Source organism: Gilliamella sp. Fer1-1 (assembly GCF_001690825.1).
In the GTDB taxonomy this organism is placed as follows: Bacteria; Pseudomonadota; Gammaproteobacteria; order Enterobacterales; family Orbaceae; genus Gilliamella; species Gilliamella apicola_C.
This window is the reverse complement of the sequence record NZ_LZGX01000012.1, coordinates 1-20,621: the sequence shown is the minus strand read 5'-3', so window position 1 is coordinate 20,621 and position 20,621 is coordinate 1. Positions and strand designations below refer to the sequence as shown.

Here is a 20,621-nt window from a genome sequence, read left to right as displayed (position 1 = left end):
AGGATGGCCTTATTAGTGTGCGAAAAATGGATATCAAAAAATGGTTCAGTCCTTAAATACTAAAATAGACTTAACGATTAAAGCCACTTCTTTTACTGGATTTACCGAATATGGCAATATAATAGTTGGTGACAAAGCTTTTGAATTCTATCATCAACATGACCCACGTAAATATATCCAAATCCCTTGGGATGAGGTTGATTATGTCGTCGCATCTGTGCTATTTGGTGGAAAATGGATACCACGCTATTCAGTTGAAACGAAGAAAAATGGTACTTTTACCTTTGCATCTAAAGAGCCTAAAAAAGTGCTAAGAGCGATCCGTGGTTATGTTGACGGGCAGAAGATGGTTCGTTCACTTGGTTTTTTTGATGTTTTAAAACGCGCTTTATTTCATAAAAAATAGTGGCGACAGATGATAAATGCGTGTAAATAGCCCCTAAAAAAAGTATACTTTTTTGTAATAATTACTAATTTTGGCTTAATGTAAATGAATGGTAATTAGTATTATTTTATCTACTCTTTTCTCATTTTGCTTTAGTCTTGCATATTCCCCACCCACCGTCAATAAAGAGTCATTGCACTTTTTGCTAGAAAGGGTATAATTCTGGGGCTTTGATTTTGTCCATGTTGGACAGAAAAAAGATTATTTTTTTAATTTAAGAGGATGTTATGGTAACTATTCGTTTAGCTCGTGGTGGCTCTAAAAAGCGCCCTTTTTATCAAGTAGTTGTCACTGATAGCCGTAACCCACGTGATGGTCGTTTTATTGAGCGCGTTGGCTTTTTTAATCCAATTGCACAAGGTAAAGCAGAAGAATTACGTTTAGATCTTGATCGCGTAAATCATTGGGTTGGTTTAGGTGCAACTGTTTCTGATCGTGTGAATGCACTGATTAAACAAGCACAAAAAGCTGCTTAATTTAGTAATTAATAGTCACTGTAATGATGAATACTGAGAATCTTATTGTTGTTGGTAAACTTGGTTCAAGCTACGGCATTCGCGGATGGCTCAGAATTTTTTCGTTTACAGAATTGCCAGATAGCATTTTTGATTACACTCCTTGGTATATCCAGCGAGCTGGACAATGGCAAGAAGTCATTGTAGAGAGCTTCAAACCACATAATCATGATATGATTGTGAAACTCAAAGGTATTGATGATCGTGATCAAGCTAATGCATTAACTAATATTGAAGTGTTTGTTGATGCAGAAAAATTACCAGCGCTTAATAATGGTGATTTTTATTGGAAAGATCTCATTGGCTGTCGAGTGAAAACAGTCAACGGTTACGATTTAGGTCAGGTTACTGATTTAATGGAAACTGGCTCTAATGATGTGTTGGTGGTAAAAGCAAATCTAAAAGATGCATTTGGTACAACAGAACGTTTAATTCCTTTTGTTGATGATCAATTTATAAAACAAGTTGATTTAGTAACAAAAATGATTGTGGTCGATTGGGATCCTGCTTTTTAATTGGTAAGGTAAGACTATGTGGATTGGCGTAATTAGCCTTTTTCCCGAAATGTTTCAAGCTATTACCTGTTATGGTGTAACTGGTCGAGCCGTTAAAAACGGGCTGTTAACAGTAGAATATTGGAATCCGCGCGATTTTGCGTATGATAAGCATAAGACTGTTGATGACAGACCTTATGGCGGTGGTCCTGGCATGTTAATGATGGTGCAACCACTTAAGGATGCAATTCATGCGGCAAAGGCTGTTGCTGGTAACGATACAAAAGTAATTTATCTTTCCCCACAAGGGCGCAAATTAAACCAACAAGGTGTTTGCGAATTGTCCCAAAGCCAAAAATTAATTTTGATTTGTGGGCGATATGAAGGTATAGATGAACGTGTTATCCAAACTGAAATTGATGAAGAATGGTCAATTGGGGATTACGTGTTAAGTGGTGGTGAATTACCTGCGATGACTATGATTGATGCATTAGCAAGATTTATACCTGGCGTGCTAAATCACCAATCATCGGCAGAAGAAGACTCTTTTGCTAACGGTTTACTTGACTGCCCACACTATACTCGACCTGAGGTGTTAGATGGAATGGCGGTGCCTGACGTGTTAATGTCTGGTCACCATGAAGCGATTCGTCGCTGGCGATTAAAACAATCACTAGGACGAACTTGGTTAAGAAGAAAAGATCTTCTTGCAAATCTAGCTCTGACTGATGAAGAGCAATGTTTACTCACTGAATTCCAACGAGAATACAGTGATAAATAAGGCAATTAATATTTCAGTATAACTAGTAAGAGATAATATTATGAAAAATGCAATTATTCAGCAATTAGAACAAGAACAAATGAAGAAAGACATCCCGTCGTTTCGCCCTGGTGACACGGTTGAAGTAAAAGTATGGGTTGTTGAAGGTAATAAAAAACGTCTTCAAGCTTACGAAGGTGTTGTCATTGGAATTCGTAATCGCGGTTTACACTCAGCATTTACGGTACGTAAAATTTCGAATGGCGAAGGTGTTGAACGAGTATTCCAAACTCACTCACCAATTGTTGATTCAATTACTGTGAAACGTCGTGGTCAAGTGCGTCAAGCTAAACTTTACTACTTACGCGAACTTCGTGGTAAAGCAGCTCGTATTAAAGAGCGCCTTAACTAATTTTTGTTGATTATCAATAAAAATATCGGATTAAGATGGTCACCTTTGTGGTGACCGTTTTTATATATGATAAAAATAATTTCAATCCAACAATAACTAGTTGGCAAAATTAAAGCAATTTTTTAAATAAAGTAAAAGGTAGTGCAATGGTTGATTATATTTTTGCGATTCTCTCAACAACAGTAAAATTGTTTGCATTAATGACACCACCTGCCGTTTTGAGCGCATTTCTAAGTGGTACAAAGCAATATGATGAACAGCTTAGGAGAAAAATAGCACTAAAAACTTCATGTGCAGTATTTATTATCGGTATTGTACTGTTCTTTTTTGGCAATACCATGTTTAGCGTTTTTGGATTTACCCTTGATGCATTTCGAATTGGCTCGGGGGCATTACTGTTTATCACTGCGGTATCACTAATGAACGATTCGCCAGAAAAAAACAAAATCAATAGCGATGATGATATCAGTGTTGTTCCACTAGCCATTCCACTATGTATGGGTCCGGCATCTATTGGTACTATCATTGTGATGGGCACTAGCTCAATTGGCGTTGTTCCGAATTTGATTGGTGCAATTTCGTTGCTTGTTGCCTCAATGGGTATTTATATTATGTTATTGTGCGCTAAAAGCATTGCAAAAGTATTAAAAAATACTGGAATTGCGATATTATCAAAGCTAACGGGATTACTCATATCAGCTATTGCTGCACAGGTCGTTTTTACAGGTATATCTGCTTTTTTAAAATGAACATTTATTTTAAATTTCTCAATAGCATGCATAATAACAATATTACGTTGCAAAATAGGATTTACGCAATCAATATTCATCTGCTAATAAGTCGCTTACATAAAATGGCTTAATTTTCACTAAACACCAATAGCCTGTAATCACTAACAATAATAAATTTTGTGCTAGTGATTACATAGCTTTGCAATATATAATCAATTATGGCTTATTGTAATATTTCTTTTTTTATAGAAAAAATAAGAAATTAGAATGATTGCAATTAAAATTATTTCAGATAATAAAATAAAATGACCTGACTCACCAAACCAAACACCAACAATAATAACAATATTCATAATAATAGAGATAAAAGCAAGCCAAGGAAACAGTGGTGATTTAAACTTGATCATGTCTTTTGAGTATTTACCACAATTGACCCCTTTACGGAATCGATACTGACACCAAGCAATGATAATCCACGCAAAACAACCAACCTGCCCTGTTCCTGCGACTAAATAAAGATATAATTTTTCAGCAGCAATATATTTCGAAAATAGCGAAACTAACGCAATAATAGCAATAAATAATATACCTTTTGTGGGCACACCTCGTTGATTAACTACTGAAAAGTATTTTGGTGCTAAGTTATCTTGCGCCATAGACCATAACATTCTTGAACTAGCATAAATAGCTGAATTTGCGGCCGATATTGCTGCACAAAAAATAACAAAAAGCATCATATAAGAAGCAAATTTAATCCCTGCTTGGTTAAATACCCATACAAATGGACTAATTTCAGAATGAACCGTTCCATATGGATAAACAAGCGCTAAAACAGCAATAGCCAAGATATAAAACAGAATAATACGAAAAGCAACACCAGTAATTATTTTGGGCAACACAGATTGCGGAGATTGTGCTTCACCGGCGGCATTACCGATCAATTCGATCCCTTGGAATGAATAAGTAACAATAGTCATGCAAATAAATATGGCGAAAAAACCATTAGGAAACCACCCTCTTTCGGTTTTAAATGTTGGTAACACATGTGTTTGACTATATTGCTGATGAAGTAAATAAATTCCTACACAAATAAAAGCAATTATTGCTAACACTTTAATTGTTGAAAACCAATACTCACTTTCTCCAAATGCTTGAACTGAGGTTAAATGTACCGAGGTAATGACAATAAGAATTAACAAACTAAAAAGGTAAATAGGAAAAGCAGGAAAGGCTTGATGGGCAATCATAGCGGCAGCCGTTAAATCAGCAGCCATAGATAGCACCCAACTTAACCAGTATAACCAGCCAATGGTATAACTCCAAATAGGATGAGGAATAAACATTAATGCATAATGCTGAAAAGAACCTGCATGTGGGAATGCACAAGAAAGCTCACCTAGGCACAGCATAGTTGATAGCATAATGCTACCGGCAAGAAAATAAGCAATGATCGTCCCCAATGATCCAACCGTGCTAAGTGGTGCTGCAATACCAATAAACAACCCAGTACCAATCGAACCACCTAATGAAATCATCAATAAATGACGATTTTTCAAGTTCTTCTTTAAGGTGCTAGGATAAGGGCTTTCTTGAGCTTCTGATGTTGCCATGTAAACCGCCTACTAATCAATAATAGCTGCTGATTGCCCAGCAGCTGATACATTAATAAACAAACCGTTTTTCTACACCATTAGTTTGGCAAGCCATAAGTAGCGCTGTATAATCAAGCTCAAACCCAATCATATCGCCAACACGTAATGTTTCAGAAACATCTTCAATATCAACAATAGTATGATCACTGGTTTGACCCAATACAGTAATATTATCATTGATAGGTACACAGCTTTCTGCCGGCACATCTTGACGGCCAAAAGCCAACAAGGCTCGTTTACGTGTACCATGGTCAACAAAAGTTTTGCTGTTTAAAAAAGCATCTACACCTAACTCACCAACAGGAACTGTCGGCTTACTATTGAGCTCAATAATTTGCGCGTAAAACTTATATAAATTACTGCACGCTTTATCGACAGGCTTGTTGGAATGATGAAATTCATCAAGGTATTTCATATCCACATATTCAATACCGAACTCATGCAAACCGCCAATTCTCAAATGATTCAGCCCTTCTGGCCAAATACCTTTATCCAACAGGTGGTAACTAGTACAATTACCAGCTGATAAATATTTTATCTTAATATGACAAGATTGCTCTACTTTACGTGCTATGTGTAAAAAATCCACACCATTTTTAACCGTTGGTAAAACAGTACCATAACAGTTAAAATTAGTACCAAGCCCATAAAGCTCAACACCCGGTAACGATAGAATGAGTTTGACAGTATCGATAATATCATCCACATGTTCAAACCAAATACCTTCTCGCAAATCACCCATATCAACCATTAATAATACTTGATGGACTTTTTGCTGTTTTACCGCCTCATCAGAAAGTGCCTTAATCACTTGTTTTTCGCTGTTTAAGCTAATATCAGCATATTTCACAACATCACTAATCTCACTTAAACAAGGACTACGCAATAAACAAGTTTTACAATTTAAAGCATCTTTAAGCTTCTTCAAATTGTAAGTTCTTGACTCGGCAATCACATCAATACCGCCATCAAGCACGGCTTTAGCAGTTTCAACACAACCATCAAAAACTTTATTAACCGCCATTACTTCAATGCCGTGTTTAGCAAGTAGCTCTTTTTCAACACGAGCATTGTCTCTTAATTTACGTAAATCAATTTCTAATATAGGTTTGTACATAATATTACTCCTCTATATCTTTAACTTGTTGCAAACGATTATGTTTTTGAGCTCGATGATAGATCCATTCAGCTAACACAATGGCAAGCACTGCACCACCAACAATTTTAGCGATGTACTCAGCATATCCACCCATATCAATTTGTGCTGGTGGAATAAACACCAAGATCACCGCAAATAGTGTAGATAAGAATCCTAAAGCTGGTAAAACAACTGGTAAAACTTTACCCGGAATCTTAAAGCTACGTGGCACATCTGGTTGAGCAATACGCAAACGATAGTACGCAATAAACATCACTAAATAAGGAATAAAGTAACAAATTGTTGTTAACGCAGTTAACATCCAATATGCAGCTGCAATACTTGGTGAAACGAAAGTTGAAAAACAAAGTACTGTTACAATAATCGCTTGAACAATTAAAGCAAAAGCTGGTGTTTGATATACCGGGTGTAAACGACCGATACGTTCACCAAGCAAATTATCTTCTTTTGATGCTTCTTGTAACATATAGATAGGACCAACTAACCATGAGTTAATTTGACCTAACGCACCAAAGAATAAACAAATTGCCATTACTGGTAATAACCAAGGCATATGTAACGCTTTTGCCGATACTTCCATCGCTTGCATTACACCTGCAACAATATCAGTATCTTTTGCTGGCAATAAAGTATTAATTGCCCAAGTACCAATCATATAAATACCCACAATCACAATAGCTGAAACAACCATCGCTTTAGGGAAGTCACGTTGTGGGTTACGAGTACGGCCAGCAATCATTGGTGCCACTTCAAAACCAGCAAACGCAAACATCATGCTTGATAAGAAAACAATAGTATCCCAACTGCTTAAATCTGGAACCCAATCACTAACATGGCTATAATCCGTTGCCATAGAGTGACCAGTCATTAACCATACAATCGCTAATAACACAATAATACCGGCAGGAATAAACACACCTAACCATGCACTAACACTGTTAATGATTTTAGTCCACTTCATGCCTTTAATATTCATTAATGTTAAGATCCAAAATACCACCATGGATCCCACCCCAATAAACACCTGATTTTGGGCCAACTCAGCACTAAACATATAGCCAATTGCCGTAAAGCCAAATTGCAACATTAATGGGAAGAAAAGCACACAAGAAAACAAGAAACAAACAACTACTATCCAGCCAACTCGTTTACCAAATGCTTCTTTTACCCAAACAAATATCCCACCATCTTTTGGCCAACCAGTAGAAAGTTCACCACAAACCATCGCTAATGGAAAAAACAAACAAAATGCAGCAAGTAACCAAAGCACCATTGCTGACGCCCCATAGGGAGCAACATTTGGAATTTGACGTAAACTGAGTATCGCAATAACATTCATAAACACAATGTCTTTAATACCAAGTAAACTTGAATCTTTAGAATCACTCATAATAACCTCACATTATAATATCTGGAGCAATAAATGCTCCAGATAGTTCATGATTAATACACGTCGTATCCAACCATATCTTCGTAAGTATCTTCACGGCGAATCAATCTATCTTTACCTTCTTTATCTATCATAACAACAGATGTACGAGGGCGATTGTTATAGACTGTTTGGCTTTCAATGGTATAAGCACCTGCATCCAAGAAAGCAACAATATCGCCAATTTGCGTATCTTTTGGCATTAAAAATTCTTCACCTTTAACACCGACATGGAAGTAGTCGCCACCATCACATAAAGGACCAGCTAATTTAATATATTCGTCGTGTTCTTCATTGATTCTTGACGCATTATAAACATAGAAGAACCAATCAAAATGTTGACTATCAGATAAAACGCTATAACCAGCATCAACAAATTTCCACTCAACATGCTCTTCAATGTTACCGTCTAAATCGTAGTTAGTTTTACGTTTTTCACAAGCAACCTCGGTGACAAGCACGCCGGCAGAACCAGTTACTTTACGACCTGGTTCAATACAGATTTCAACATCAGTACGCCATTTGTGTACTTCACTAATTACCGCGTCGGCAAAGTCTTGAGCAGTAATCCCTGCATACATATTATCTTGCAATGGATTGCCATTTTCTTCGTCATACTTATATGGAACAGGAATACCGCCTCCAACGTTGATTAAATCAAATTTAATACCAAGTACTTCTTCTAAACGGCGAGATTCATCAACTAATACTTTCGTTGCTTTTGCAAAAGGTTCTGCTTCGGGTACTTGATCCCCAACATGCATATGCAAACCACGTAAATGAACATATGGCATTTCGAGAATGCGTCGGCAAGTTTCTTCTGCTTGTTCTAAATCAATACCTGATTTGGCATGATAAGCTGTAACCAATTCTGGATGGGTTGCTGACGGCACATTTGGCTCAACACGCACGCAAACATTTGCAACTTTCTTCAAACGCCTTGAAATTTCATCAATAATATCAAGCTCATATAAACTATCAACATTGATAATATAAAGATCGTTTTGGATTGCAAATTCCAAATCAACTGGTTTTTTAACCACACCGTTGAACACAATTTGGCTACCACTAAAGCCTATTTCTAAGCATTTACGCACTTCAAACATCGAGTTTGCTTCGGCATAAATACCTGCATCTTTAATCGCCTTAAGCACTCCCATAACTGAACAGGTTTTTGAGGCATAGAAGATTTTTGTATTTGGATGAGCCTTAAATGCATCTTTTATTTCTTGAACATTGCGATCAATTTCTTTCTCAGAAAACACATAAAAAGGAGTTGGATATTTTTTGGCTAATTCTTCTAAATTAACCCCATCAAAACATAATTTGCCATTTTGAGCACTAAAGCGACGATCTTTTGTTACAAGATTGGTACGTAATTTGTTATAATTTGACATAATTGAGTCAGACATATGACCTCCAGTTAATTTAGTATATAGAAATATGTAACAGACTTCTCACTGGTAATGCAATCAGCATGCCAAAATTAGAATCAAATATAATCAATTAGTTAATAAGTTTAGCCCCAAAATTAAAATTAGTCATTTAGTACAAAATATGTTTTTATGACAAAAATTTGTCATTTTTTGATGATGACCGAAAAGCATTTAAATTAAACGAAGCAAAATTTAGTAAATAATCCAAACATAAAAAGGTACTAATATCATGACCATTGATCCTGAGTTATTACAAGCATTGGAAATATTTAAACATTTTTTTGATTTAATCCATCAACCAATAGCTATTATTGATAAAAATGGCAATTATATTTATTACAATCAGGAAAGTGCAGAACTCGATGGCTACCCTAAAGAGCAAGCTATTGGTAGCCCCATGCTTGAGGTTTACCCCAACTTAAAAAAAGAAGATAGTACTATGTTGCAAGCTTTGCAACTTGGTAAAGAATACCAAGATAACTACCAAACTTATTATAACCATGTTGGTAAGTTGGTTGATTATTTGCATACAACTGTTCCGCTTTATAATAATAAAGAAGAAATCATTGGTGCCATTGAGATAGGCCGAAACTTATCAACGGTTAGACATTTGCAAGATCAAGTTTTTAAATTACATAGTAAGTTATACCACAATAAAGAACAGCCTTTGCCCGATATTGTTTTTGTTTCGGAAAAAATGCAGAAAGTGATTGACCAAACCAATATTTTAGGACGCAATGATGTTCCTGTACTAATTGTAGGTGAAACAGGAACAGGTAAAGAACTGTTTGCTCGCTTAATACACCAGACAAGTCAACGCCGTGACAAAGCTTTCATCTCACTTAATTGTGGTGCGTTACCAACTACCCTGATTGAAAGCACTTTATTTGGCACAGTCAAAGGTGCGTTTACGGGGGCCGAAAACCGTCAGGGTTATTTAGCGCTAGCTAACGGAGGCACACTGTTTCTTGATGAACTTAATGCAATGCCTTTTGATATGCAAAGTAAGCTATTACGATTTCTACAAGAGAAAACCTATTGGCCATTGGGTGGTAGTAAAGAACAACATTCAGATGTTCGTATCGTTGCCGCCATGAATGAATCACCGACAGAGTCGCTAAAAACGGGAAAAATAAGAGGCGATCTATTTTATCGATTAAACGTTGGTTTAATTAAACTTCCTGCTTTGCGAGACCGAACAGAAGATATTCCCGTTTTAGCTCGTTATTTTATTGATAAACATAAAAACGATGTAAATATAGTCATTAGTGGTATCAGTAAACAAGCACTACAACAATTAATGTCAGCACATTGGCCTGGTAATGTGCGTATGCTTGAAAATGCCATTGTCAGAAGTATGGTACTTCAAAACGAACCTGGTGAATTACAGCATATTACCCTTGATGAAGAGTTATTTGAACTTAATAACCCGCAGTCTGAAGATGATAATACAAATAAGCACAATGAAACAGTTGTTCAAACATCTCCTAATGGAGGTAACTTAACCGAACAAGTTGAAAACTTTGAACGGCAACTGATTATTGACGCATTGAATCAAGCTAATGGCAAAATTATAACGGCGGCAAAAAACTTAAATATTTCACGCACAACATTACAATATAAAGTCAAAAAGTATCATATTCAGATGGGGGTAATTGATGCTTAATTTTAAGCATCAAAAACGATCAATTAAACGCCTGAGCACATGCAAATGCACTACTCCATGCCCATTGGAAATTATAACCTCCGAGCCACCCCGAAACATCAACCACCTCACCAATAAAATAGAGGTTAGGAAGTGTTTTAACCGCCATAGTTTTGGAGGATAACGCATCAGTGCTTATACCGCCCAGTGTGACTTCGGCAGTACGATAACCTTCTGTTCCATTTGGAGTAATTTTCCAGTGTGTTAGGTTGTAATAAAGTTGCTGCTGTTGTCTAGGGGTAAGCTGTTTCACCGTTAAATCGTCCATTAAATTTAATTGTATTAATGCTTCAATGAGCCTTTTGGGTAAAAGCGACGCCAAGCAGTTTTTTATAGTCTGATTGCGGTTTTGTTCTAATAATAGTTTAAACGATGATTCAAATACTAATTCAGGTAATAAATTGATAGTGATTGATTCACCAGCTTGCCAATAACTCGACAATTGTAAAATAGCTGGTCCAGAAAGCCCTCGATGCGTAAATAATAGATTCTCTTTAAAGCTCATTCTTTGATTAGAAACTTCAACTGGAATTGCAATACCAGACAAATTTGCAAGCACATCCAGTAAAGGCTTATGCAACGTAAAAGGCACTAATCCAGCTTTTACTGGTACAACAGGAATAGCAAATTTTTCAGCAATTTTATAGCCTATTGATGTCATACCGAGTGCGGGCATAGATAAACCGCCTGTAGCAATAATAAGATTTTCACTATCCATAATGCCACCAGAAGTATATAATTGGAACCCTTGCCCATTACTATCAATATCTTCAACTTGGGTTCGCATCACAAAATTAACATGCCCCTTTTGGCACTCTTTTACTAGCAGATCAACGATATCTTGCGCTGAATTATCACAAAATAATTGGCCATGAGCTTTTTCATGATAACTAATACCATATTGGTTGACTAATTGTATAAAATCCCACTGGGTAAAGCGCTTTAAAGCAGATTTGCAAAAATGTGGATTATGAGAAATATAATGGGATGGCTCAACAGATAAATTAGTAAAATTACATTTACCACCACCAGACATTAAAATTTTACGCCCGAGCTTTTTACCATTATCAATTACGGTAACATCATACCCTTTTTGCCCCAATAGGCCAGCACAAAAAAGCCCAGCAGCGCCCGCCCCAACAATTGTAATTTTAGTTTGCATTATTGATAGATTAAAAATAAAAGATAACAAATTATAGCAAGATACCGCCATCACTTATAGTCGTTAGCTTGAGTTAAATTTTATACTTAAACAGATACTTTTCTGAAAGTTTTTAACATAAAAGAAAAAAAACTTATAGCTAATTTATATACGCTATTTTAAAAAAAACAATTTAAATTTATAAACACTTAAAAAATCATAGTGGTATATGTCATTATTAGCTTAATTAATAACTCAAATATAAGTTATGAGAAGATTAACTTATAAGTAATATTTATTTGACCGAAAACGTTTTTTTAATTAACTTCATACCTAATATGGGATTAATGCCTATACCTTCTCAAATTATAAAAGCGATGAATTAGAGGCAATGATATGTTATATAACCAGCATCATGAAAAAGATAACTGCGGATTTGGTTTAATTGCTCACATTGAGGGCCGACCAAGTCATAAAGTGGTGCGTACTGCAATTCACGGGCTTGCTCGTATGCAACACCGTGGCGCGATATTATCGGATGGTAAAACCGGTGATGGATGTGGTCTTTTATTACAAAAACCTGACCGATTTTTTCGTCTAGTCGCCGAGGATGCCGGTTGGCGTTTAGCGACGAATTATGCAGTAGGCATGTTGTTTTTAAGCCAAGATGAAGCCGAGGCGCAAGCTAGCCGTGAGATAGTCGAAGAAGAATTAGCCGAAGAAACCTTATCTATTTTAGGTTGGCGTGAAGTGCCGATTGATAAAAGTGTTCTGGGTGAAATCGCACTTGCATCGCTACCAAGAATTGAACAAGTTTTTGTTAATGCACCAGCTGGTTGGACAAAGATTGATTTAGAGCGCCGTTTGTATATGGTTCGCCGCCGCATTGAAAAACGCGTACAAGACGATACATTTTATGTTTGTAGTTTCTCAAATCAGGTCAATATTTATAAAGGCTTATGTATGCCTAAAGATTTGCCTCGATTCTATTTAGATTTGGCCGATATTCGTATGGAAACCGCGATTTGTTTATTCCACCAACGTTTTTCAACCAATACCGTTCCACGTTGGCCATTAGCTCAACCTTTTAGACATCTGGCACATAATGGCGAAATTAATACTATTGAGGGCAATCGCCAATGGGCAAAAGCACGATCATATAAATTTAAAACGCCACTTATCCCTGATTTACAAGATGCAGCCCCATTTGTGAATGTCACTGGTTCTGACTCAAGTTCATTAGATAACATGCTAGAACTATTTTTAGTTGGAGGAATGGATATAGTGCGAGCTATGCGCCTACTTGTTCCCCCTGCATGGCAAAACAATCCAGACATGAATGAAGATCTACGTGCCTTTTTTGACTTCAACTCAATGCATATGGAACCTTGGGATGGGCCTGCTGGCATTGTTATGTCTGATGGACGTTATGCGGCATGTAACTTAGATCGAAATGGATTACGCCCTGCACGTTATGTTATTACCACAGACAAACTTATCACCTGTGCCTCTGAAATTGGTATTTGGGATTATCAGCCCGACGAAGTAGTTACTAAAGGACGTGTTGGTCCAGGTGAATTGTTAGTTATCGATACGGAAGAAGGCCGCATTTTACAATCTGCTGAAACCGATAATGATTTACAAAAACGTCATCCTTATAAAGAATGGATGACAAAAAATGTTAAGCAATTAATCCCATTTGAAAGCTTACCCGATGATAGCATCGGTTCGCGCGATTATGATGATACATTACTAGCAACCTACCAAAAACAGTTTGGTTATAGTGCTGAAGAACTCGATCAATGCATCCGAGTACTTGGCGAAAATGGGCAAGAAGCTACTGGCTCAATGGGCGATGATACACCTTTTGCGGTATTATCAAATAAGCCTCGATCAATTTATGATTATTTCCGCCAAAAATTTGCGCAGGTTACTAACCCACCTATCGATCCCCTGCGTGAAGCACACGTTATGTCACTTTCAACCAGTATTGGTCGTGAAATGAATGTATTTGCCGAAGCAGAAGGCCAAGCGCATCGAGTTGCTTTTAAATATCCTGTTTTAGTCTATTCGGATCTACAACAATTAACAGCGCTAGAATCACGTTACTACAAATCAGAAACATTAGATATCACTTATGAAATTGATGGTAGCTTGCGTGATGCTATTGAACAATTATGTGGTGATGCTGAAACAAAAGTTCGCAATGGCACCGTATTACTGATTTTATCAGATAAAAATATTGCTCCCGACCGTCTACCCATTCCAGCACCTATGGCAGTTGGGGCTGTTCAACAACGCTTAGTTGAAAAGAATTTACGCTGCGATGCCAATATTATTGTTGAAACGGCAAGTTGTCGTGATCCGCACCACTTTGCCGTACTTCTTGGTTTTGGTGCAACAGCAATTTACCCTTATTTAGCCTATGAAACCTTATCCCAAATGGTGGATAATGGTACGATAAACAAATCTCATCGTGAAGCGATAGCTAATTACCGCAATGGGATTAATAAAGGTTTATATAAAATTATGTCCAAAATGGGCATTTCAACAGTCGCATCTTATCGTTGCTCAAAACTGTTTGAAGCCGTTGGATTACATGAAGAAGTCGTTGAACTTTGTTTTCAAGGTGTCACATGCCGTATTAGTGGCGCTAATTTTGATGATTTTTCCCAAGACCAATTTAACTTATCAAAAAGCGCATGGTTAAGAAGAAAACCCTTAGAACAAGGTGGGTTACTTAAATTTGTCCACGGTGGTGAATATCATGCCTATAATCCTGATGTTGTGCAGTCACTACAAAAAGCAGTCAATAATGGTAATTATGAAGATTACAAACGTTATGCTGATATAGTTAATCATCGCCCTATTACCACATTGCGCGATTTATTAAAACTCAATCCACCTGAAAATGCAACCATACCGCTTGAGCAAGTCGAACCCGAAGAATCATTATTTAAACGCTTTGATTCAGCAGCCATGTCCATTGGAGCACTCAGTCCAGAAGCGCACGAATCCCTTGCCACAGCGATGAATACACTAGGCGGATTTTCCAATTCAGGGGAAGGAGGTGAAGATCCTGCACGTTACAACACCATAAAAGTTTCACGTATAAAACAAGTTGCATCAGGTCGTTTTGGCGTAACACCAAGTTACTTAATGAGTGCTGATGTTATCCAGATAAAGGTAGCACAAGGCGCAAAACCGGGGGAAGGCGGTCAATTACCAGGTGATAAAGTCACACCATATATTGCAAAATTACGCTTTTCTGTACCCGGTGTGACATTAATTTCACCGCCACCACATCACGATATTTACTCGATTGAAGATTTGGCACAACTAATCTTTGATTTAAAACAGATCAATCCACACGCTATGATTTCGGTTAAACTCGTATCCGAACCCGGTGTTGGTACCATCGCAACAGGCGTTGCTAAAGCCTATGCCGATTTAATTACTATTTCAGGTTATGACGGTGGCACAGGGGCTAGCCCATTGACCTCGGTAAAATACGCCGGTTCCCCTTGGGAACTTGGATTGGTTGAAACACAACAATCATTAGTTGCCAATGGGTTACGTCACAAAATACGCCTGCAAGTTGACGGTGGCTTAAAAACAGGTGCTGATATTGTTAAAGCTGCTATTTTAGGTGCTGAAAGCTTTGGATTTGGTACAGGTCCTATGGTTGCTTTAGGGTGTAAATATCTACGTATTTGTCACCTAAATAACTGTGCAACTGGCGTTGCAACGCAAGACGAAAAATTACGTAGTGAGCACTATCACGGCCTGCCTGAAAAAGCGATGAATTACTTCCGCTTTATTGCTCGCAATACTCGAGAAGTCATGGCAGAACTTGGCGTAAGTCGTATTGTCGATCTAATTGGGCGCACAGATCTACTATTAGAACTTGAAGGGATCACCGCCAAACAACAAAAATTGGATCTATCAGGATTGCTAAAAACAGCAAAACCAATTGATGGTAAACCAGTTTATTGCGTTGAAGACAATAAACCATTTGATAAAGGTGTACTAAATAAAGAGATCATCACACAAGCACAACAATGTGTTGATAATCGCCAAAGCAAAAGTTTCTATTTTGACATTCAAAATACTGACCGTTCTGTAGGCACTAGCTTATCTGGCTATATTGCCAAAAAATATGGCGATCAAGGTTTAGCAGCTGATCCTATTTCGCTCAATTTTAATGGGACTGCTGGTCAAAGCTTTGGCGTATGGAATGCTGGTGGCGTAGACTTAACGCTAACTGGGGATGCGAATGATTATGTTGGTAAAGGTATGACTGGTGGGCGTATTGTTATTCGCCCACCACAAGGTTCGGCATTTTTAAGCCATGAAGCAACCATTGCCGGAAATACCTGTTTATATGGCGCAACAGGCGGCAAACTATTTGCTGCCGGTCGCGCTGGTGAACGTTTTGCTGTGCGAAACTCAGGCGCAATTAGTGTGGTTGAAGGAATAGGTGATAATGGCTGCGAATATATGACTGGCGGTGTTGTCTGCGTGTTAGGAAAAACAGGCATTAACTTTGGTGCAGGAATGACTGGTGGTTTTGCTTATATCTTAGATACAGACGGTGATTTCCATAAACGCATTAACAAAGAACTCATAGAATTACTCAATGTTGCTGATTACTCTATCCACGAAGAACATTTGCGTGGTTTAATCATGGAACATGCTCAACTTACGCATTCATCACGAGCTGAGGACATTTTAGCTAATTGGGATGACTTTGCTAAACAATTTGTCTTAGTCAAACCTAAATCCAGTGATGTCAAAGCCTTATTAGGGCACCGTAGTCGCTCATCAGCAGAACTACGCATTCAAGCACAGTAAGTAAGGAGAGCACGAAATGAGTCAAAATGTTTACCAGTTTATCGATTTACAACGTGTTGAACCGCCCAAAAAATCGCTAAACATTCGCAAAATAGAATTTGTTGAAATTTATGAAGGCTTTTCCGCCTCACAATCCCAAGCGCAAGCAGATCGCTGCCTAGCTTGTGGTAATCCTTATTGTGAATGGCGTTGCCCTGTACATAACTATATCCCAAATTGGTTAAAATTGGTTAATGAAGGTAAAATATTAGAAGCGGTTGAACTATCTCATCAAACCAATAGTTTGCCTGAAGTATGTGGACGTGTTTGCCCACAAGATCGCCTTTGTGAAGGCTCATGTACTTTAAATGCAGAATTTGGTGCTGTCACCATTGGCAATATTGAACGTTATATAACAGATACCGCGTTTAAAATGGGATGGAAACCTGATTTATCCAATGTTGAACAAACAGGATTGAAAGTTGCCATAATTGGCGCTGGTCCTGCTGGTCTTGCTTGTGCCGATGTATTAGTGCGCAATGGCGTAACGCCTATCGTCTTTGATCGTCATCCTGAAATTGGTGGATTACTTACATTTGGAATTCCTGCGTTCAAACTTGATAAAGACGTATTAATCAATCGCAGACGTATATTTACTGAAATGGGTATTGAATTCCGTCTCAATACTGAAGTAGGCAAAAATATTCAATTAAATTATTTGATTAATGAATTTGATGCCGTCTTTGTCGGTACTGGTACCTATCAATCCATGCGTGCAGGACTAAAAAATGAAGATGCCAACGGTGTTTATGATGCCTTACCATTTTTAATAGCCAATACCAAACATCTTATGAATCACCCACAAACCCAAGAGACACCATACATTGACATGAAAGGTAAGCGTGTTGTGGTATTAGGTGGTGGTGATACGGCAATGGACTGTGTACGAACATCTATTCGCCAAGGGGCAAGCGACGTCACCTGCGCCTATCGCCGAGATGAAGCCAATATGCCAGGTTCAAAACGAGAAGTCAAAAACGCCAAAGAAGAAGGCGCAAACTTCCAATTCAATGTTCAACCCTTAAGTATTGAAATTAATGGAACAGGACAAGTAACAGGGGTAAGAATGGTCAAAACTGAACTTGGTGAACCTGATGCAAAAGGACGGCGCTCACCAATTATTGTTGAAGGTTCTGAATTTATTCTACCTGCCGAAGCAGTAATAATGGCATTTGGCTTCAACCCCCATGCCATGCCTTGGCTGGCTGAGCATGGTGTTGATTTTGACCCACAAGGTCGAATCATCGCGCCAGAAGCCAACCGCTATCAAACCAGCAATCCCAAAATTTTTGCTGGTGGCGATGCTGTTCGAGGATCTGATCTAGTAGTCACAGCGATTAGCGAAGGGCGAAAAGCAGCCGAAGGAATCTTGGATTATTTGGACGTTTAATAATCATTTACTATTAAATTAATAAACCCGCTGATTGCAAGCGGGTTTATTTTTGAATGATAAATAACAATAAAGCTTAAGAAATTACGGAATGAAGATCATCGGTAAATTTATCTTCATCAACTGCTTTGTTATTACATTAATAGGATGTGATAATAAAACAAAGTTTAATCGAATACAGGCATTTAATGAATATTCTTCAATTATTGAATATGCCCCTTATTCAAGACATATAAAAAAATAAACTATCGCTACTTACTCTGATGATTTATTAGAAAGCATTACAACTATTTTGGGTGATAAAAAGGCAAGACTATATCATCTTATCATAATAGGAATGTGTATGGAGATTGCACAGCCGAAACAAGAATTTTAACAGACGATAATGAAAAAAATGCGGAAGCAAAATTGGTGAATATAGAGAGAAAAATGGTACGTGGAATAGAATATTGGTAATGTAATCTTGCTTTGCTTAGATTTCTAATAAAACTAGAAAGCATCATCAAAACTTTCACGTACATTTTTGTTTAGGTATAAAATTAGTTATTTTGGCTACTTTGGTTTAGGGTATTTTTAGACGAAATCCCACCCAATTTAGGTGGAATAACCTAAGCTATTTTTTAATAGCAAATGTTAGCACATTCGAAACTACACAATCCCCAATAATCTTCATTTTACGCTAAAAACATTCAGAAAAGCCATTGATTTTATTTGATCTCTATTATTTTTGTTTTAAAAAATAATGCTTAGTCACTTTATTAATAATCAAACAAATTAGCATAATAAGCAATACCAATAGGAGTAGGCTACGACCTGCATGTATCAATACATCAGCGTTAATATAATATCTTATCGGCATTTTGTACATGAAAGTAAAATAAGGAATGTCGCAAATAAAAATCATCATGGCAGACACAGAAACACTTTTAATGAGTTTTTCTGATTGAATTTTATTAAAGGGTTGCTTAAAACAGCTTTTAGACAAAAACAGTCCAAGCAATATAGCACCAATATACAAAGACTCTTGAAAACCACTAAGCATTAAGTCAAAAGCATTAGTGATTAATTCATACCCTTTAATCAAAATAAAACCAATAAACGTTGAAAATAAAATGAAGTGAATAGTTGAGCTATTAGTTGCGGTAATTGCAAATGACTGTTTGCTTTTTATAAAGTATTTTTCAAAGAAATTTGTTAAATAGTAAATTAATAAGCTGTATAGCAAAGCGCAAGAAATAACTGATGAGATAACTATTATTATTATCGGGAAAATAGGTATCTCGTAGTAATAAACAATTATAGTTTGTTGAATAAATGCAGCAATTATTGAAAATATCATCATCATAAAAATCAATAGTATTACATTGATTTTATTAACAATATGAACATTAGCGTAATGCAAAACAAGCGACAACACGCTAAAAACCCATAATGTATCTACAAATTTATTTTGATAAAAATAAATTGAAGTATCAAAATCTAGTGACCAAAATACGTCTAAAAAAGTTTGGTAATGGTATTGCAAAAATGCGAAATACATCGAAAAAAACAACTCAATAAAAATAAACTACACCATCAATAATGGGGAGAGTAAAAAAGACACTTTATTCATCTTATTTGCTTATTAATTTTTACTTAAACGTTCCTGTTACCTAAAATTTTTAACAAAATTTTAATTATTGATTGTTGTTAATCAATTCGTTTAATAAAGTGTTTAATCTTAAATCCCATAGCAATCAATGATGCAAAATAAACAACGATGCCAACAATTACCAATAAAAATAATCGCCCTATACGAACCCACATTGAACCCGTTGACCAATCAGGTAATAGCTGTGAGCCAGACCATAACACTGTGGACATTAATATTACGGCAATAATGACTTTAATTAAAAAGAGATACCAACCAGGTTGGGGTTGATAAAGTTGTTTTTTACGCAGTTGCCAATACAATAATCCAGCATTAAAGCAAGCGGCTAAACCAATGGATAGTGAAAGGCCTGCATGCTGTAATGGCCCAATAAAAACAAGATTCATTAGCTGTGTTAAAATTAACGTAACAATTGCAATTTTGACGGGAGTTTTAATATCCTGACGCGAATAAAATGCGGGTGCTAACACTTTAATTAAAATCAATCCAAGTAGACCGATAGAATAAGCCACTAAGGCTCGCTGTGTCATTAAGGTATCATTTAGGGTAAATTGCCCATACTCAAATAATGTTGATATAAGAGGACGAGAAATAACGCCTAATGCCACGGTACTTGGCAAAGCCAGTAAAAAACAAAGTCGCAATCCCCAATCTAATACCTCAGAATATTGCTTATGATCACCTTTAGAAAAACTTTTCGCTAACGAGGGTAATAAAATCGTACCTAATGCTACGCCAAGCACGCCAGCAGGAAATTCCATTAAGCGGTCTGCATAATACATCCATGAGACCGATCCTGAAACTAGAA

General features: G+C 36.9%; 16 protein-coding genes. 9 read left to right on the top strand and 7 right to left on the bottom strand.

Features of this window, described 5'->3' with window-relative positions:
* The first annotated feature begins 40 nt into the window (after positions 1-40).
* The 6 genes from A9G28_RS01660 (at position 41) to A9G28_RS01635 (ending at position 3,375) form a co-directional block, all read left to right on the top strand.
* Positions 41-406: a DUF956 family protein gene (locus A9G28_RS01660; protein WP_065579565.1), complete on the top strand. Its 366-nt coding sequence runs from the start codon at positions 41-43 to the stop codon at positions 404-406.
* Positions 407-672: 266 nt separating this feature from the next.
* Positions 673-921, top strand: coding sequence for a 30S ribosomal protein S16 (gene rpsP / locus A9G28_RS01655; RefSeq protein ID WP_034900786.1), 249 nt, complete (start codon positions 673-675; stop codon positions 919-921).
* Between the two features lie 23 nt (positions 922-944).
* Positions 945-1,475: a ribosome maturation factor RimM gene (gene rimM, locus A9G28_RS01650; protein ID WP_065566336.1), complete on the top strand. Its 531-nt coding sequence runs from the start codon at positions 945-947 to the stop codon at positions 1,473-1,475.
* Positions 1,476-1,491: 16 nt separating this feature from the next.
* Positions 1,492-2,235 carry a tRNA (guanosine(37)-N1)-methyltransferase TrmD gene (gene trmD / locus A9G28_RS01645; protein ID WP_065579564.1) on the top strand — a complete coding sequence of 248 codons (744 nt, stop codon included), beginning with the start codon at positions 1,492-1,494 and terminating at the stop codon, positions 2,233-2,235.
* Positions 2,236-2,275: 40 nt separating this feature from the next.
* Complete coding sequence (rplS, locus tag A9G28_RS01640) at positions 2,276-2,626, top strand: 50S ribosomal protein L19 (protein ID WP_034913735.1); 351 nt, start codon at positions 2,276-2,278, stop codon at positions 2,624-2,626.
* A 146-nt stretch (positions 2,627-2,772) separates the two neighbouring features.
* The gene (locus A9G28_RS01635; RefSeq protein WP_065566334.1) at positions 2,773-3,375 is read left to right on the top strand and encodes a MarC family protein; all 603 of its coding nucleotides are present in this window, start codon (positions 2,773-2,775) and stop codon (positions 3,373-3,375) included.
* Positions 3,376-3,569: 194 nt separating this feature from the next.
* Here A9G28_RS01635 and A9G28_RS01630 read toward each other — a convergent pair whose 3' ends face one another.
* Genes A9G28_RS01630 through lysA form a run of 4 tightly spaced genes read right to left on the bottom strand, consistent with a single transcriptional unit; the run spans position 3,570 to position 9,009 of the window.
* Entirely contained in the window at positions 3,570-4,967 is a 1,398-nt protein-coding gene (locus A9G28_RS01630; protein WP_065579563.1) for an amino acid permease, read from the bottom strand.
* Between the two features lie 52 nt (positions 4,968-5,019).
* The gene (locus A9G28_RS01625) at positions 5,020-6,126 is read right to left on the bottom strand and encodes an alanine/ornithine racemase family PLP-dependent enzyme (protein WP_065566332.1); all 1,107 of its coding nucleotides are present in this window, start codon (positions 6,124-6,126) and stop codon (positions 5,020-5,022) included.
* Between the two features lie 4 nt (positions 6,127-6,130).
* Positions 6,131-7,558 carry an APC family permease gene (locus A9G28_RS01620; RefSeq protein WP_065579562.1) on the bottom strand — a complete coding sequence of 476 codons (1,428 nt, stop codon included), beginning with the start codon at positions 7,556-7,558 and terminating at the stop codon, positions 6,131-6,133.
* A 53-nt stretch (positions 7,559-7,611) separates the two neighbouring features.
* The gene (gene lysA / locus A9G28_RS01615) at positions 7,612-9,009 is read right to left on the bottom strand and encodes a diaminopimelate decarboxylase (protein WP_065579561.1); all 1,398 of its coding nucleotides are present in this window, start codon (positions 9,007-9,009) and stop codon (positions 7,612-7,614) included.
* A gap of 250 nt (positions 9,010-9,259) precedes the next feature.
* On the opposite strand from lysA, the gene A9G28_RS01610 reads away from it, so the two are divergent.
* Positions 9,260-10,699, top strand: coding sequence for a sigma 54-interacting transcriptional regulator (locus A9G28_RS01610; protein WP_141674661.1), 1,440 nt, complete (start codon positions 9,260-9,262; stop codon positions 10,697-10,699).
* 19 nt (positions 10,700-10,718) lie between these two features.
* Here A9G28_RS01610 and A9G28_RS01605 read toward each other — a convergent pair whose 3' ends face one another.
* On the bottom strand, positions 10,719-11,900 hold the full coding sequence (locus tag A9G28_RS01605; protein ID WP_065566374.1) for an NAD(P)/FAD-dependent oxidoreductase: 1,182 nt from the start codon (positions 11,898-11,900) through the stop codon (positions 10,719-10,721).
* 375 nt (positions 11,901-12,275) lie between these two features.
* Between A9G28_RS01605 and gltB the strand changes: the two genes are divergently transcribed.
* Positions 12,276-16,733, top strand: a complete 4,458-nt coding sequence (gene gltB, locus A9G28_RS01600; RefSeq protein WP_065579559.1) for a glutamate synthase large subunit — start codon at positions 12,276-12,278, stop codon at positions 16,731-16,733.
* 16 nt (positions 16,734-16,749) lie between these two features.
* On the top strand, positions 16,750-18,162 hold the full coding sequence (locus tag A9G28_RS01595; RefSeq protein WP_065579558.1) for an FAD-dependent oxidoreductase: 1,413 nt from the start codon (positions 16,750-16,752) through the stop codon (positions 18,160-18,162).
* Positions 18,163-18,883: 721 nt separating this feature from the next.
* On the opposite strand, the gene A9G28_RS01590 is transcribed toward A9G28_RS01595, so the two are convergent.
* Both A9G28_RS01590 and murJ read right to left on the bottom strand, forming a co-directional pair.
* On the bottom strand, positions 18,884-19,702 hold the full coding sequence (locus A9G28_RS01590; RefSeq protein WP_065579557.1) for a hypothetical protein: 819 nt from the start codon (positions 19,700-19,702) through the stop codon (positions 18,884-18,886).
* A 149-nt stretch (positions 19,703-19,851) separates the two neighbouring features.
* The coding region (gene murJ, locus A9G28_RS01585; RefSeq protein ID WP_176702100.1) for a murein biosynthesis integral membrane protein MurJ at positions 19,852-20,621 on the bottom strand (770 nt) is incomplete at its 5' end.